The organism is Gemmatimonadaceae bacterium, assembly GCA_020852815.1.
GTDB lineage: Bacteria > Gemmatimonadota > Gemmatimonadetes > Gemmatimonadales > Gemmatimonadaceae > SCN-70-22.
Genome location: JADZAN010000014.1, coordinates 1 through 13,092 on the forward strand (window position 1 = coordinate 1; position 13,092 = coordinate 13,092).

A 13,092-nucleotide genomic window follows, 5' to 3' on the forward strand; every position below is an offset into this window, starting at 1 on the left:
AGTACAGCTCGATGTCGCGCACCATCACCATGTGCTCGTGCGCCTCGGCGAAGACCCCCGCGCCCACCACGTCCGCCACCTGCAGCCCGTAGCCGTGCGTGAGGAACGCCATTGCCCGCGCCACCCGCTGCGGCGTGCGCTGCAGCCCCGCGCGCGCCGGATCCTCCCCCAGCAGCTCGAGCTGGCGCCGCACCAGCGGCGCATAGCCGGCGATCCCCGGCCCCTCTCCGTCGTCTGCGGGATCGGGGAACGGCGCGGCACCGATGGCGAGCGATGAGTCGATGTCGTTCAACGTGGTTGCCCCCGCAGGACGCCCGTTGCGCGTGATGGGAGATTGGGAGAAGATGCGCCGGTGCGGCGCCGTCGGACAGTCTGGTACACCGCGACTCGCAACGCCCTCCGGTTTCACGTCACCCGTCCTCCCTTCGATGCTCGTCGCCGCCCTCACGGGGAACATTGCCAGTGGAAAGTCGACCGTCGCCGCCGAACTCGTTCGACTCGGCGCCTGGCTCGTCGACGCCGATCGCCTGGCGCGGGATGTCGTCGCGCCCGGGACGCCGGGCCTGGCGGCGATCGTCGAGCGATGGGGGGACACCACGCTCACCGCCGACGGCGCGCTGGACCGCGCCTCGCTGCGACGGATCGTCTTTGCCGACGAGGCGGAACGCACAGCGCTGAATGCAATCGTTCATCCGCGCGTCGAGGCGCTGCGGCGTGAGCGCGTGGCGGAGGCGCAGGCGGCCGGCGCGGACGTGGTCGTGTGCGACATTCCGCTCCTCTTCGAGACCGGGCGTTACCAGGACGGGACTTTCGACGCGATCATCCTCGTCATGGCGCCACACCACGTGCGCCTCGCGCGACTGCTCGATCGACGCGGACTCGCGCGCGACGAGGCCGAGCGCATCATGGCCGCGCAGTGGCCAGAGGAGGCGAAGCGCGCGCACGCCGACATCGTGATCGACAACGGTGGGTCGCTCGACGCGCTGCGCGCACAGGTGGAGACGTGCTGGCACGCACTGGTCGCGCGCGCGGCGGCGAAGTCGGCGTGAACGCGGTCGCGTACTTTTCTTGACAACGACTTTCGGCGCCCGGTAGACTTCGCGCGCACCCCTTCCCCACCTGCACCCTCCGGGCTCACGTGTCAAATATCCCGAGCGATCTCCTCTATACGTCGGATCACGAGTACCTCAAGGCGACCGGCGACGCCAACGTCTACGCCGTTGGCATCACCCACTACGCGCAGGACCAGCTCGGCGACATCGTCTTCGTCGAACTCCCGCGCGTGGGCTCGAGCTACGGCGCCCACGACACCTTTGGCACCATCGAGGCGGTCAAGGCGGTCTCCGAACTCTTCTCGCCGGTGTCGGGCGAGGTGACCGAGGTGAACAGCGCCCTCGACGGCGACCCGGGCGCCATCAATCGCGATCCGTACGGCGACGGCTGGATGATCAAGATCAAGCTCTCCGATCCGTCGCAGGCCAAGTCGCTCCTCGACGCCGCCGCCTACGCCAAGCACATCGGGGAGTAGCGCGAACCGCGTGGTAGAAGGAGCAGACGAGCGAAGGGCGGCGACCCGCGAGGGTTCGCCGCCCTTCCCTTTGTGCGCCTCGCGCGCCGCCTAACGTCGCAAGTCGATTCTACTCCCCAGCCTTCGCCGGGGCAGGCCTATCGTCCCCAGCCGTCGCTGGGGCAGGCCTCTCGTCCTCTCGTCTTCTCGTCCCCAGCCTTCGCTGGGGCAGGCTTCTCGTCTTCTCGTCCTCAGACGTAGTCCTCCATCGGTGGGCACGCGCACACGATATGTCGATCGCCGTACGCGTTGTCCACACGGCTTACCGCCGGCCAGAACTTGCGCTCGCGCGTCCATGGCGCCGGGAAGGCCGCCCGCTCGCGCGAGTAGCCGCGGTTCCACGCATCGCTGATCACCACGTCCTGCGTGTGCGGCGCGTGCTTGAGCGGATTGTCGGCGCGATCGAGGATCCCCTTCTCGACCTCGGCGATCTCCTCGCGAATCGCGATCATCGCGTCGCAGAAGCGATCAAGCTCGCTCTTCGACTCCGACTCCGTGGGCTCGATCATCATCGTCCCGGCCACGGGGAACGACATCGTGGGCGCATGGAAGCCGTAGTCCATCAGCCGCTTGGCAATGTCCTCGACCTCGATCCCGCTTGCCCCCTTCACCACGCGGGTGTCGATGATGCACTCGTGCGCCACGCGCCCGTTCTGCCCCTTGTAGAGCACCGGGTACGCCTCCTCGAGGCGGTGTGCCATGTAGTTGGCGCTGAGGATCGCGATCTTGGTCGAGAGCGCGAGCCCCTCGCCGCCCATCATCTTGATGTAGACCCAGGAGATGGGGAGGATGGACGCCGAGCCCCACGGCGCCGCCGAGACCGCGCCTAACGAGGTGCGCCCCGCCTGCGGAACCACCGGGTGCCCCGGAAGGTGCGGCGCGAGGTGCGCGGCCACGCCGATGGGACCCATCCCCGGGCCACCGCCACCGTGCGGGATGCAAAACGTCTTGTGCAGGTTGAGGTGGCAGACGTCGGCGCCGATGTCGCCGGGGCGCGCCACGCCGACCATCGCGTTCATGTTGGCGCCGTCCATGTAGACCTGACCGCCGTGCGCATGCACGATCTCGCACACGGTCTTGATCCCCGCCTCGAAGACGCCGTGCGTCGACGGATAGGTGACCATGAGCGCCGCCAGCTTCGCCGCGTGTTCCTGCGCCTTGGCGCGCAGGTCGTCGAGGTCGATGTCGCCGTTGGGCGTGCTCTTCACCACCACGACGCGCATCCCCGCCATGGCCGCGCTGGCCGGGTTGGTCCCATGCGCCGACTGCGGGATGAGGCACACGTCGCGATGCGCGTCACCGCGCGACTCGTGATACGAGCGGATGGTGAGCAACCCGGCATATTCGCCCTGCGACCCGGCGTTCGGCTGCAACGACACCGCCGCGAAGCCGGTGATCTCCGCCAGGTCGGCCTCGAGCGTGGAGAAGAGCGCGTCGTAGCCGGTGCGCTGGTTGGCCGGCGCGAACGGGTGCAGGCGCCCGAACTCGCTCCACGTGATCGGGAGCATCTCCGCGGTCGCGTTCAGCTTCATGGTGCACGAGCCCAGCGCGATCATGGAGTGGCACAGCGAGAGGTCGCGCGACTCCAGCTTTCGGATGTAGCGCAGCATCTCGTGCTCGGCGTGGTAGCGCGAGAAGATGGGATGCGTGAGAAACGGCGAGGTCCGCGCGAAGCGCTCGTCGTAGCGCGGGTCCACCTCGGCGTCGAGCGCATCGACCGTCGGCGGGACGCGCCCACCCGCCAGGACGGCGAGGAGTTCCTGCACGTCGGCGGCCCCCACCGTCTCGTCGAGGGCGATGGTGATCGACGACGCGCCCTCCTTCCGCACGTTGATCCCGCGTTCGACTGCCGCCGCCACGACGGCGTCGGCGGTCATCCCCGACAGCTGCACGGTGACGGTGTCGAAGAAGCGCTCATGGGCCAGCGTGTGCCCCAGCCGCTCCGCGCCTAACGCCAGCGTCGCGGCGTGGCGATGCACGCGACGGGCAATGCGGGTCAGCCCATCGGGGCCGTGCCACACCGCGTACATCCCGGCAATGACGGCCAGCAGCACCTGCGCCGTGCAGATGTTGCTCGTGGCCTTCTCGCGACGGATGTGCTGCTCGCGCGTGCCGAGCGCCATGCGCAGCGCCGGCTTCCCCTGGGCGTCGCGCGAGACGCCGATGATGCGCCCGGGCATGAGGCGCTTGAAGTCGTCGCGCGTGCTGAAGAAGGCGGCGTGTGGCCCGCCGAAGCCCATCGGCACGCCAAGGCGCTGCGAGTTGCCCACGCAGACGTCGGCGCCCCACTCGCCGGGCGGCGTGAGCAGCGTCAGCGCGAGCAGGTCGCTCGCCGCGATGAGGAGCGCATCGGCCGCATGGGCACGATCGGCAACGGCGCGGTAGTCCTCCACCGAACCCGTCGTCGTCGGGTACTGCACCAAAACGGCAAAGACCTCCGGGCCAAACTGCGCCGTGCGGGCGTCGCCCGTCACCACCTGCCAGTCGCGCACCTTGGCGCGCGTGCGCACGATGTCGATGGTCTGCGGGTGGCACCCCTCGTCCACGAAGACGGCCGTCTTGGCGCCCGAGTTCTTGGCCGCGTGCGCCAGCGCCACCGCCTCCGCCGCCGCCGTCCCCTCATCCAGCAGCGAAGCGTTGGAGATGGGGAGGCCGGTGAGGTCGATGACCATGGTCTGGTAGTTCAGCAACGCCTCGAGCCGCCCCTGCGCGATCTCCGCCTGGTACGGCGTGTAGGCGGTGTACCATCCCGGATTCTCCAGGATGTTGCGCAGGATCACCGGCGGGACCAGCGTGTCGTGGTAGCCGAGCCCGAGGTACGAGCGATAGACGCGATTCTGCTGCGCCATGCCGCGCAGTTCGGCCAGCACATCGTGTTCGGTGCGCGCGGGCCCGATGTCGAGCGAGCGGCGAAGACGAATCTGCTCGGGAACGGTGGCGTCGATGAAGGCGTCGAGCGAGTCGTAGCCCACGGCGTCGAGCATCGCGTCGATATCGTGTGCCGAGGGCCCGATGTGGCGCCGAATGAAGGAGTCCGCGTCGAAGGAAAACGTCGGCTTGCTGGTCGTGGTCATGAACACCCCAGGGGCGAGGTCAGGGGCCCGCGCTGCGTTGCGGCGCACCGCACAGTGGCGGTCGCGTCGCCGTGCGATGGGAACGTCGGGCGTGCGCGCGGGAAAGCTAGTCGCCATGCGGACGAGGGCGAATAGCCTGTAGATTCGTCGCCATGATCGCCCTCCCCGAAGGCTCGCGCTGGACGCTCCTCCTCTCGCCGCCGCTGGAAGGCGTGGAGAACATGGCGCTGGATGAAGCGCTGATGGCGCACGCCCGCACCACCGGCCACGGCACCGTGCGCGTCTATAGCTGGGCCTCGCCGACTCTATCGCTCGGGCGAAACCAGCGCGCGATCGATGCCTTTCCCGCGGTGCGGGCGAGTGCCCGCGGAATCGCGGTGGTGCGGCGCGCCACCGGCGGGCGCGCCCTCCTGCACCACCGCGAAATCACCTACTCGGTCACCGCCCCCGCGCCGGCGCACGACTCGCTCACCCGCTCGTACCGCGCCATCAACGCGGTCCTGCTGGAAGCGCTGCGCACGCTCGGCGTGCAGGCGCAGGTCGCGCACGGCGCGTCGCGGCTCCCACCGCCGGGGAGTGCCCCCTGCTTCGAGATGCCGGCGGCGGGCGAACTGACCGTCGGGGGGCGCAAGCTCGTCGGGAGTGCGCAGTATCGCGAGCAAGGCGCGATGCTCCAGCACGGCTCCATCCTCGTCGACGACGACCAACCGCTGGTGACCGAGTTGGCCGCGCTCCCCGTCCCCGCCACCAGCCCCGCCGCCACGTTGCGGGAAGCGCTGGGACGCGCCCCCACCCCCGAGGAGTTTGCAGCCGCGCTGTTCGGCGCCGTGCGAGCGGCGTGGGGACCCGAGGCGCGGCAAACAGACGTGGCGCCGGTTGCCGCAGCCGACTTGCTCGCGGCGCGCGCGCGCTACGCGAGCGATGTCTGGACCTGGCGTCGCTGAGTGCACCGGTCTACCCTGGCACGGCGTCCGAATGGTGCTCGCTCGTCAGGCAGCGAGGTCGTAGACTAGGGCGCGCATGGTCACCTTCCTCTGCCGCCGGCTGCTGCAAGGCGTCGCGATCCTCTTCGTGGTCGCGACGGTGACCTTTGCGCTCATCCACGCCGCGCCGGGTGAGCCGTTCGCCGCCACCATGGAAGACTCGCGCGTCACGCCGGAAATGCGCGCCGAGTTGCGGCGGCAATACGGGCTCGACCAGCCCATCGCCACGCAGTACGCCCGTTTCGTCGCGCAGGTCGTGCGCGCCGACCTCGGTCGCTCGATCACGCAGCGTCGCCCGGTCCGGACCATCCTCGGCGAGGCAATTCCGCGCACGCTCCTCCTCATGACGGTGGCGCTCATCGCCGCCTTCGCGTTAGGCGTGGTGACCGGCGCCGTGCAGGCCGCTCGCGCCGGTTCGCGCCTGGACCGCGTCGCCGGGCGCGTCAGCGTCGCGTTCTCTGCACTCCCCGAGTTCTGGCTCGCGCTCGCCCTCCTCTTCCTGTTTGGCTGGCGGTTGCGATGGCTCCCCATCTCGGGGATGGTGGACGCGACGCTGCACGAGTACCTGTCGCCGGCGGGAAAGCTGCGCGACATCGCCGCGCACCTCGCCCTCCCCGCCGCATCCATCGCGCTCATCTTCGCCGCTGTCGTTGCGCGCTACCAGCGCCAGGCGATGGTCGACATCCTCCCCGACGACTTCGTGCGGACGGCGCGCGCCAAGGGAGTGCGCGAGCGCTCGATCGTCCTGCGCCACGCGTTGCGCAACGCCCTCCTCCCCACCATCACGCTGATGGGGCTCGCCCTCCCAGCGCTGGTGGGCGGGTCGGTCTTCGTCGAGAACATCTTCTCCTGGCCGGGGATGGGACGCGTGATCGTCGAGGCGCTCGGCGCGCGCGACTATCCGGTCGTCCTTGGTGCCACGCTGGTCGGGAGCCTCTTCGTGGTCCTCGGCGCCATCCTCGCCGATCTCCTCTCGGCGGCGGTCGATCCGCGGCTGCGCCGTGGCTGATACCCCGGTCGTCGCGACGATCGCGATTCCCGCCACGCCGGACACCGGCGCGTCGGACTGGTCGACGCCGTTCCGCCGCGCGTTGCAGCTGCTGTGGGGCGACCGCTCCGCGCGCGCGGCGCTCTGCTTCCTCGGCGCCCTGGCGGCCGCTGCGCTCCTGGCGCCGTGGATCGTCCCCTACGATCCCGCGCGCGTCCTCGACGCCATCGCCCTGCGCTCTGTCCCCCCGTCGGCCGCACACTGGTTCGGCACCGACGAGACGAGCCGCGACGTCTTTTCGCGCATGCTGTACGGGGCGCGCATCTCGCTGGCGGTCGCGGCGCTCTCCGCGCTCCTGGCATCGGTCGTCGGGCTGCTGTACGGCGGCATCGCGGGATTCGTGGGCGGTCGCATCGACGGAGCAATGATGCGCTTCGTGGACGCGATGCTGGCGATACCGCGCATCCTCTTCGTGATGACGATCCTCTCGCTCTGGGGGGAGATCGAGCCGCCGGCGCTCGTCCTCGTCCTCGGCGCGACGGGGTGGTTCGCGGTGGCGCGCCTGGCGAGAGCCGAGGCGGCGGCGCTCCGCCATCGCGATTTCGTGGTCGCCGTGCAGGCGCTGGGGGCCGCGCCTGGGCGCGTATTCGTTAGGCACATCCTCCCGCACACCCTGGGACCCGTGCTGGTGGCCGCCACCATCGCCGTAGGGCAGGTGGTCGTGCTCGAGGCCGGGCTCTCCTACCTGGGCTACGGCGTCCGCGCCCCCACGCCCACGTGGGGCAACATCATCAGCGACGGGAGATCGACCATCGCCACGACGTGGTGGTTGACCCTGTTCCCCGGGCTGGCGCTCGTCCTGACGGCGCTGGCGGTGAATACCGTTGCAGACCGCTTGCGCGCTGCGCTCAACCCGCGCCAGCTTCCCGCGCGATGACCCAGGCCAGCACCCCGCTCCTCCGCGTGGAGAACCTGCGCACCTTCTTCCATACACCCGCCGGCATTGCCCGGGCGGTGGATGGAGTCTCGTTCGCCATCGACAAGGGGGAGACGGTCAGCGTAGTTGGCGAGTCGGGGTGCGGCAAGTCGGTCACCGCGCTCTCGCTGTTGCGGCTCATCCAGGCACCGGGACGCATCGAGGCCGGAAGCCACATCTGGTTCGAGGGGCGCGACCTGCTCACGCTCGACGCCGAGGCGATCCGTCAGGTGCGCGGCAACCGCATCGCGATGGTCTTCCAGGAGCCGATGACGGCGCTCAACCCCGTCTTCACCGTCGGCGACCAGATCGCGGAGGTCGCGCGCGTCCACGCGGGCGCCTCGCGCAAGGCATCGTGGGAGCGCGCCGTCGAGATGCTGTCGCTCGTTGGGATTCCGTCGCCGCGCGAACGCGCCGGCAACTACCCGCACCAGATGTCGGGCGGGATGCGGCAACGCGTCCTCATCGCGATGGCGTTGGTCATGAACCCGGCGCTCCTCATTGCCGACGAGCCGACGACCGCGCTCGACGTCACCATCCAGGCGCAGATCCTCGAGCTGCTGGCCAGGGTGCAGCAGGAGTTCGGGACGGCGATCCTCCTCATCACGCACGACCTGGGCGTGGTGGCCGAGTCGGCGCAGCGCGTGGTGGTGATGTACGGCGGACAGGTCGTGGAGGAAGCGCCGGTGCGAACGCTCTTTGCCAACCCGGCGCACCCGTACACGCGTGGACTCATGCAGGCGATGCCGCGCGTGGGGATGCAGCGCGATCGCCTGGTGACGATTCCCGGTAGCGTCCCGCCACCCACGGCCTGGCCCTCGGGCTGTCGCTTCCGCGATCGCTGCGCGCACGCGTGGGACAAGTGCGAGCGCGAGGCGCCGGCGATGCTCCCCGCAGGTGAGGGGCACGCGGCCCGCTGTCATCTCGTGTCGGAGCGGTTGCTTGCAGCCGCGCACGCGCCGTTCCCGCCCGCGAGGCCGTTGTGAGCGCCGCCGCGACCAACGGGGCGGGCGCTTCCCCGCTCCTCGAGGTGCGCGACCTGCGCACGCACTTCGCGCAGAAGACTGGCCTGTTCGGGGGTTCCGGCGGCGTGGTGCGCGCGGTGGACGGCGTCTCGTTCGATGTCTTCCCCGGTGAGACGTTAGGCATCGTGGGCGAGTCGGGTTGCGGCAAGACGACGTTGGGGCGCACCATCCTCCGCCTGGTCGACCCCACCAGCGGGTCGGTGCGCTTTGACGGAACCGACCTGCTCGCGCTCAAGGGCGCGGCGCTGCGCGCGATGCGCCGCCACATCCAGATCATCTTCCAGGATCCCTTCTCCTCGCTCAACCCGCGCCTCACCATCGGCGCAACCATCCGCGAAGGGATCACGGTGCACCGCCTGGCCGAGGGCGCCGAGGCCGACAAGCGCGTGCGCCAACTGCTGGAAGAGGTGGGGCTCCGCGCCGAGTACGCCACGCGCTATCCGCACGAGTTCTCCGGCGGGCAGCGGCAACGCGTGGGCATCGCACGTGCCCTCGCCGTGCAACCCAAGCTCATCGTCTGCGACGAGCCGGTCTCCGCGCTCGACGTGTCGGTGCAGGCGCAAGTCATCAACCTGCTGCAGGACCTGCAGCGCGATCGCGGGCTCACCTACGTCTTCATTGCGCACGACCTGTCGGTGGTGGAACACATGGCCACGCGCGTCGCCGTGATGTACCTGGGGCGCATCGTGGAGTTGGCGTCGGCCGACACGCTGTATCGCGTACCGGTCATGCCGTACACGCAGGCGCTGCTCTCCGCGGTCCCTGTCCCCGACCCGACACGCGCCCGCCAGCGCATCGTCCTCACCGGCGACGTCCCCTCCCCCGCGGCCCCTCCGTCGGGGTGCGTCTTTCATCCGCGCTGCCATCACCCGGCGCGCGACGCGGCCTGCGAGCGCCTCGTCCCCCCGCTCGAAGCGAAGGGGACTGAGCACGTGGCGGCGTGCATCAAGCAGCTACCCACCGCGGTGGAGTGGAGTGCGCAACTGCAGGCCGGCGGCACGCAGCCCCCGCAGCGCTATCTCCCCCTTGCCGCCATCGGCACGCGATTCGACTCCTGACCGCCCTTCCTCACACGCCCTCCCATGGCCACCGCCCCCGCGTCTCCCGCCTCGTCCGCACCTAACGCCGCCGACGAGGCCGCCCGACGCCCGTACACGAGCGACACGAGCTTCTTCGGGCATCCGCGCGGGCTCGCCACGCTCTTCGCCACCGAGATGTGGGAGCGCTTCTCGTACTACGGGATCCGCCCGCTGCTCGTCCTCTTCATGACCGCCGCCCTCGTCGACGGCGGTTTCGGCTTCGAGCGCGCTCAGGCCTCGTCGATCGTCGGGATCTACGCCGCCAGCGTCTATCTCGCGTCGCTCCCCGGCGGATGGGTGGCCGACCGATGGCTCGGGCTGCAACGCTCGATTTGGTACGGCGGGCTCTTCATCGCGGCGGGACACCTCAGCATCGCCCTCTCGGCGGTCTTCGCGCAGAGCGCCTTCTTCCTCGGGCTCGTCCTCATCGTCGTCGGGACGGGGCTCCTCAAGCCCAACATCTCGGCGCTCGTTGGCGACCTCTATCCCGAGGGCGGTGCGCGGCGCGACGCCGGCTTCTCGATCTTCTACATGGGGATCAACACCGGCGCCTTCATCGCCCCGCTCATCACCGGTTACCTGGGCGAACGCGTGGGCTGGCACCTCGGCTTTGGCGCCGCCGGTATCGGGATGCTCGCCGGCGTCATCACCTATCGCGCTCGCATCGCCAGCACCCTTGGCCCGTTAGGCGTCCTCCCGTCGGGGGGCCCGGCGGAACAGCAGCGCGTGAAGCGCTGGGCCATCGGGCTCCTCGCCGCCGTCTTCGCGATCGTCCTCCTCACCATGGCGGGGGTGATCCACATCGACCCCGTGGCCGTCGCCGAGAAGATGAGCATCGTCATGGCGACCATGGGGCTCGGCTACTTCGCCTATCTCTTCCTCCTCGCCGGGCTCACCGGCGACGAGAAGAAGCGGATGGCCGTCATCCTCGTCCTCTGCCTCGCGTCGGTTGTCTTCTGGGCCGCGTTCGAGCAGGCGCCCACCTCGCTCAACCTCTTCGCGCGCGACTTCACCGACCGCAACTTCTTCGGTTGGGAAGTGCCGACGCTCTGGATGCAGGCCACCAACTCGCTGTTCGTGATCTCCCTCGCCCCGGTCTTCGGCGCGCTCTGGGTCTGGCTCGCCAAGCGCGGGATGGAGATCTCGCCCATCGCCAAGTTCGCGGTGTCGCTCGCCATCACCGCCCTCGGCTTCCTCGTGATGGTCAAGGCGTCGGACGTCGTGATCGACTCCAACGGCGCCGTGAAGGTGTCGATGTGGTGGCTCACGGTGAGCTACCTGTTCCAGACCTTTGGGGAACTCTCGCTTTCGCCGGTTGGTCTCTCGTCGATGACCAAGCTCGCCCCGCGCAAGTTCGTGGGTCAGATGATGGGGCTCTGGTTCCTCGCGACGGCCATGGGGAACCTGATCGCGGGGCTCGTCGGCGGCGAAGTCGACCCCGAAAAGCTCCAGCAGATGCCCGTGCTCTTCCAGCGCACCGCCCTCTCGCTCCTCATCGCCTCTCTCGTGATGGCCGCACTCATCGTCCCCATCCGGAAGATGCTCGCCCGGAAGAGCGACGCCTAGGCTGTTAGGACGAGAAGACGAGAAGACGAGAAGACGAGAGGGCGCACTCGTCTTCTCGTCCTCTCGTCCTCTCGTCTTCCGCCCCTCTATGGCCAGTTGAAGATCGACTGCGGCAACACGCGCTCGCGAATGCGTCGCACGTCGCCGGTCGTGGTGTGAAAGGCACGCGTCCGATCCTCGCTCGACAGGCGCATCCCCCAGCGTGAGCCATCGCGCCGGTCGAGCGGGAAGGCGACGTCGAGGCGCCACATCCGTTGCGACCGTGGCGGGACGGCGGCCATGAGCGAGAAGCCAGCCGACTGACGGAAGCCGCTGTTGAGGCCTAACGGGACGTCGCCCGCCCACACGCGTCCCGCGTCGGTGAAGATCCCGACGCCAGCGTCGGCGGTGCCGCGAAAGCTCCCGATGCGCCAGCGCTCCTCCAGCCGCCCGACGATGCGACGGGCGCCGCCCAGCTCGACGTCGTCGTAGCCGCGCAGCCCGCCGCGGCGCGCCCCCAGGTCGAGCTGGTACGGGATGCGCGCGCTCCATCCCCCGCCCCACGTCATGTCCGCCGACACGAGGTGACGCGGATGCGGTTTGAGGTACCACGCCACGCGCCCGCTGGTGAGGACGTCGTCCCACCCGTTCGTGTCGCGCGAGCGCCGCCCCTCCACGTCGCCCTGCACCGCCGCATACGAACGCTGCCCACCGACGCCGAAGTAGATGTTGGCGCCGACGTACTTCTCATTGCGCGCAATGCCGCGTGAGGCGGGGAGCGAATGGCCGATGGTGAGGCCGAGCTGCGTCCCCACGCGAAGGTCCTGCGGCCCGCTCAGCGCATCGAAGCCGGTCACGCGCACGAAGCGCACGCGGCGAAGTCCGAGCAGTGTGTTGATGCGCGCGCTGCGCGCCGTGCGATAGCGCCCGAAGAGTGACGACGTGGTGTCGGCCCTGACCCCCGAGTCGGTGACCAGCACCGGCGCGTGCGCCGGATCCGACGACTCGTACGACAGTTGCGCCCCAACGAGGCCCAGCAGCCCGGTGCTCCCGATGCGCAGCATGGCGCCGGCGTCGGCAAAGCGGCGTTGCACCTGCAGCGAGCTCGCCATCCCCTGGGGGCGAAGGAAGCGCGCGTACTCGTCGACCTCGCCACCGCTCACGCGCCACGCCGAGCGTTGCACGTCGGTGAGGAAGGGATAGCTGACCTCGGCCTGCCAGTCGCTCCCCAGCTCGCGCCGCGCAGCCGACAGCTGCAACTGGTAGGGATTCCCCCACAGCTGGTAGTTGTGGTAGCGCCCCGCAAAGCGGTCGCGATAGTAGAAGCCGTCGCGCCACGACGCCGCGGCATGCACGGCGTTCCCCAGCAGGTTCTGGTTGCCGAGGGTGAGCCCCGTGACATACGGCGCATCGTTCTCGAGCCCGATCGACCCCAGCAGCGAGGGCTCGTCGACCGTGACCACCTCCACCCGCACGCGGTCCATCCCGTCCTGGTACGCGGTGACACTCGCATCGGCAATGAACGGCATCGCACGCAGGATGCGCTCGCTTTCCGAGCGCAGCAGCGGGCTGCACCGCTCCCCCTGCTTGAGGAGGACAAAATTGCGGATGACGCTCGGGGCGGTCGTCACGTGCAACGCGGTGACCATGTGCCCGAGGAAGGGCGAGCGCGCAAACAGCCCGCCAAAGCCGGGGGCCTGCGCCACGATGACGACGTCGGTGATCGTCTGTCCGTCGCAGCGCACCTGCGTGCGCCCCGGGCCCTGCGCGACCAACGCTCCCGTGCAGAGCGTCGTCGCGACCATCGCGGCCGTGCAGCAGGCCGCCGGCGAGACCAACGCGCGGATGGTCGCCA

At 69.7% G+C, this 13,092-nt stretch carries 11 protein-coding genes; 8 read left to right on the top strand and 3 right to left on the bottom strand.

Annotated elements, in window-relative coordinates:
- A partial coding sequence (locus IT359_07475; protein ID MCC6928814.1) for a GTP cyclohydrolase I occupies nt 1-457 on the bottom strand: 457 nt, incomplete at its 3' end.
- Here IT359_07475 and IT359_07480 point away from each other — a divergent pair.
- Both IT359_07480 and gcvH read left to right on the top strand, forming a co-directional pair.
- Nucleotides 429-1,049 carry a dephospho-CoA kinase gene (locus IT359_07480; GenBank protein MCC6928815.1) on the top strand — a complete coding sequence of 207 codons (621 nt, stop codon included), beginning with the start codon at nt 429-431 and terminating at the stop codon, nt 1,047-1,049. The genes IT359_07475 and IT359_07480 overlap by 29 nt on opposite strands.
- Nucleotides 1,050-1,138: 89 nt before the next feature.
- Complete coding sequence (gcvH, locus tag IT359_07485; protein MCC6928816.1) at nt 1,139-1,528, top strand: glycine cleavage system protein GcvH; 390 nt, start codon at nt 1,139-1,141, stop codon at nt 1,526-1,528.
- A gap of 230 nt (nt 1,529-1,758) precedes the next feature.
- Here the strand turns inward: gcvH and gcvP are convergent, their stop codons facing one another.
- Complete coding sequence (gene gcvP, locus IT359_07490; GenBank protein ID MCC6928817.1) at nt 1,759-4,641, bottom strand: aminomethyl-transferring glycine dehydrogenase; 2,883 nt, start codon at nt 4,639-4,641, stop codon at nt 1,759-1,761.
- Nucleotides 4,642-4,793: 152 nt separating this feature from the next.
- Here gcvP and IT359_07495 point away from each other — a divergent pair, with 152 nt between their 5' ends.
- From IT359_07495 to IT359_07520, 6 genes are all read left to right on the top strand, one after another.
- Entirely contained in the window at nt 4,794-5,585 is a 792-nt protein-coding gene (locus IT359_07495; GenBank protein MCC6928818.1) for a lipoate--protein ligase family protein, read from the top strand.
- Between the two features lie 76 nt (nt 5,586-5,661).
- On the top strand, nt 5,662-6,633 hold the full coding sequence (locus IT359_07500) for an ABC transporter permease (GenBank protein MCC6928819.1): 972 nt from the start codon (nt 5,662-5,664) through the stop codon (nt 6,631-6,633).
- Entirely contained in the window at nt 6,626-7,549 is a 924-nt protein-coding gene (locus tag IT359_07505; GenBank protein MCC6928820.1) for an ABC transporter permease, read from the top strand. Before IT359_07500 ends, IT359_07505 begins: the two co-directional genes overlap by 8 nt.
- Entirely contained in the window at nt 7,546-8,574 is a 1,029-nt protein-coding gene (locus IT359_07510) for an ABC transporter ATP-binding protein (protein MCC6928821.1), read from the top strand. Before IT359_07505 ends, IT359_07510 begins: the two co-directional genes overlap by 4 nt.
- Nucleotides 8,571-9,671: an ATP-binding cassette domain-containing protein gene (locus tag IT359_07515; protein ID MCC6928822.1), complete on the top strand. Its 1,101-nt coding sequence runs from the start codon at nt 8,571-8,573 to the stop codon at nt 9,669-9,671. The genes IT359_07510 and IT359_07515 overlap by 4 nt, the downstream gene beginning before the upstream one ends.
- 24 nt (nt 9,672-9,695) lie before the next feature.
- The gene (locus IT359_07520) at nt 9,696-11,258 is read left to right on the top strand and encodes a peptide MFS transporter (protein MCC6928823.1); all 1,563 of its coding nucleotides are present in this window, start codon (nt 9,696-9,698) and stop codon (nt 11,256-11,258) included.
- A gap of 86 nt (nt 11,259-11,344) precedes the next feature.
- On the opposite strand, the gene IT359_07525 is transcribed toward IT359_07520, so the two are convergent.
- Nucleotides 11,345-13,042 (bottom strand): hypothetical protein, encoded by a 1,698-nt coding sequence (locus tag IT359_07525; GenBank protein MCC6928824.1) that lies wholly within the window; start codon nt 13,040-13,042, stop codon nt 11,345-11,347.
- Nucleotides 13,043-13,092: the final 50 nt, after the last annotated feature.

Bases quoted from the DNA above. Each gene is read 5' to 3' on its own strand.
- IT359_07500 (MCC6928819.1), top strand. From the start codon at position 5,662: ATGGTCACCTTCCTCTGCCGCCGGCTGCTGCAAGGCGTCGCGATCCTC.
- IT359_07480 (MCC6928815.1), top strand. From the start codon at position 429: ATGCTCGTCGCCGCCCTCACGGGGAACATTGCCAGTGGAAAGTCGACC.
- IT359_07525 (MCC6928824.1), bottom strand. From the start codon at position 13,042: ATGGTCGCGACGACGCTCTGCACGGGAGCGTTGGTCGCGCAGGGCCCG.
- IT359_07510 (MCC6928821.1), top strand. From the start codon at position 7,546: ATGACCCAGGCCAGCACCCCGCTCCTCCGCGTGGAGAACCTGCGCACC.
- IT359_07520 (MCC6928823.1), top strand. From the start codon at position 9,696: ATGGCCACCGCCCCCGCGTCTCCCGCCTCGTCCGCACCTAACGCCGCC.
- gcvP (MCC6928817.1), bottom strand. From the start codon at position 4,641: ATGACCACGACCAGCAAGCCGACGTTTTCCTTCGACGCGGACTCCTTC.
- IT359_07495 (MCC6928818.1), top strand. From the start codon at position 4,794: ATGATCGCCCTCCCCGAAGGCTCGCGCTGGACGCTCCTCCTCTCGCCG.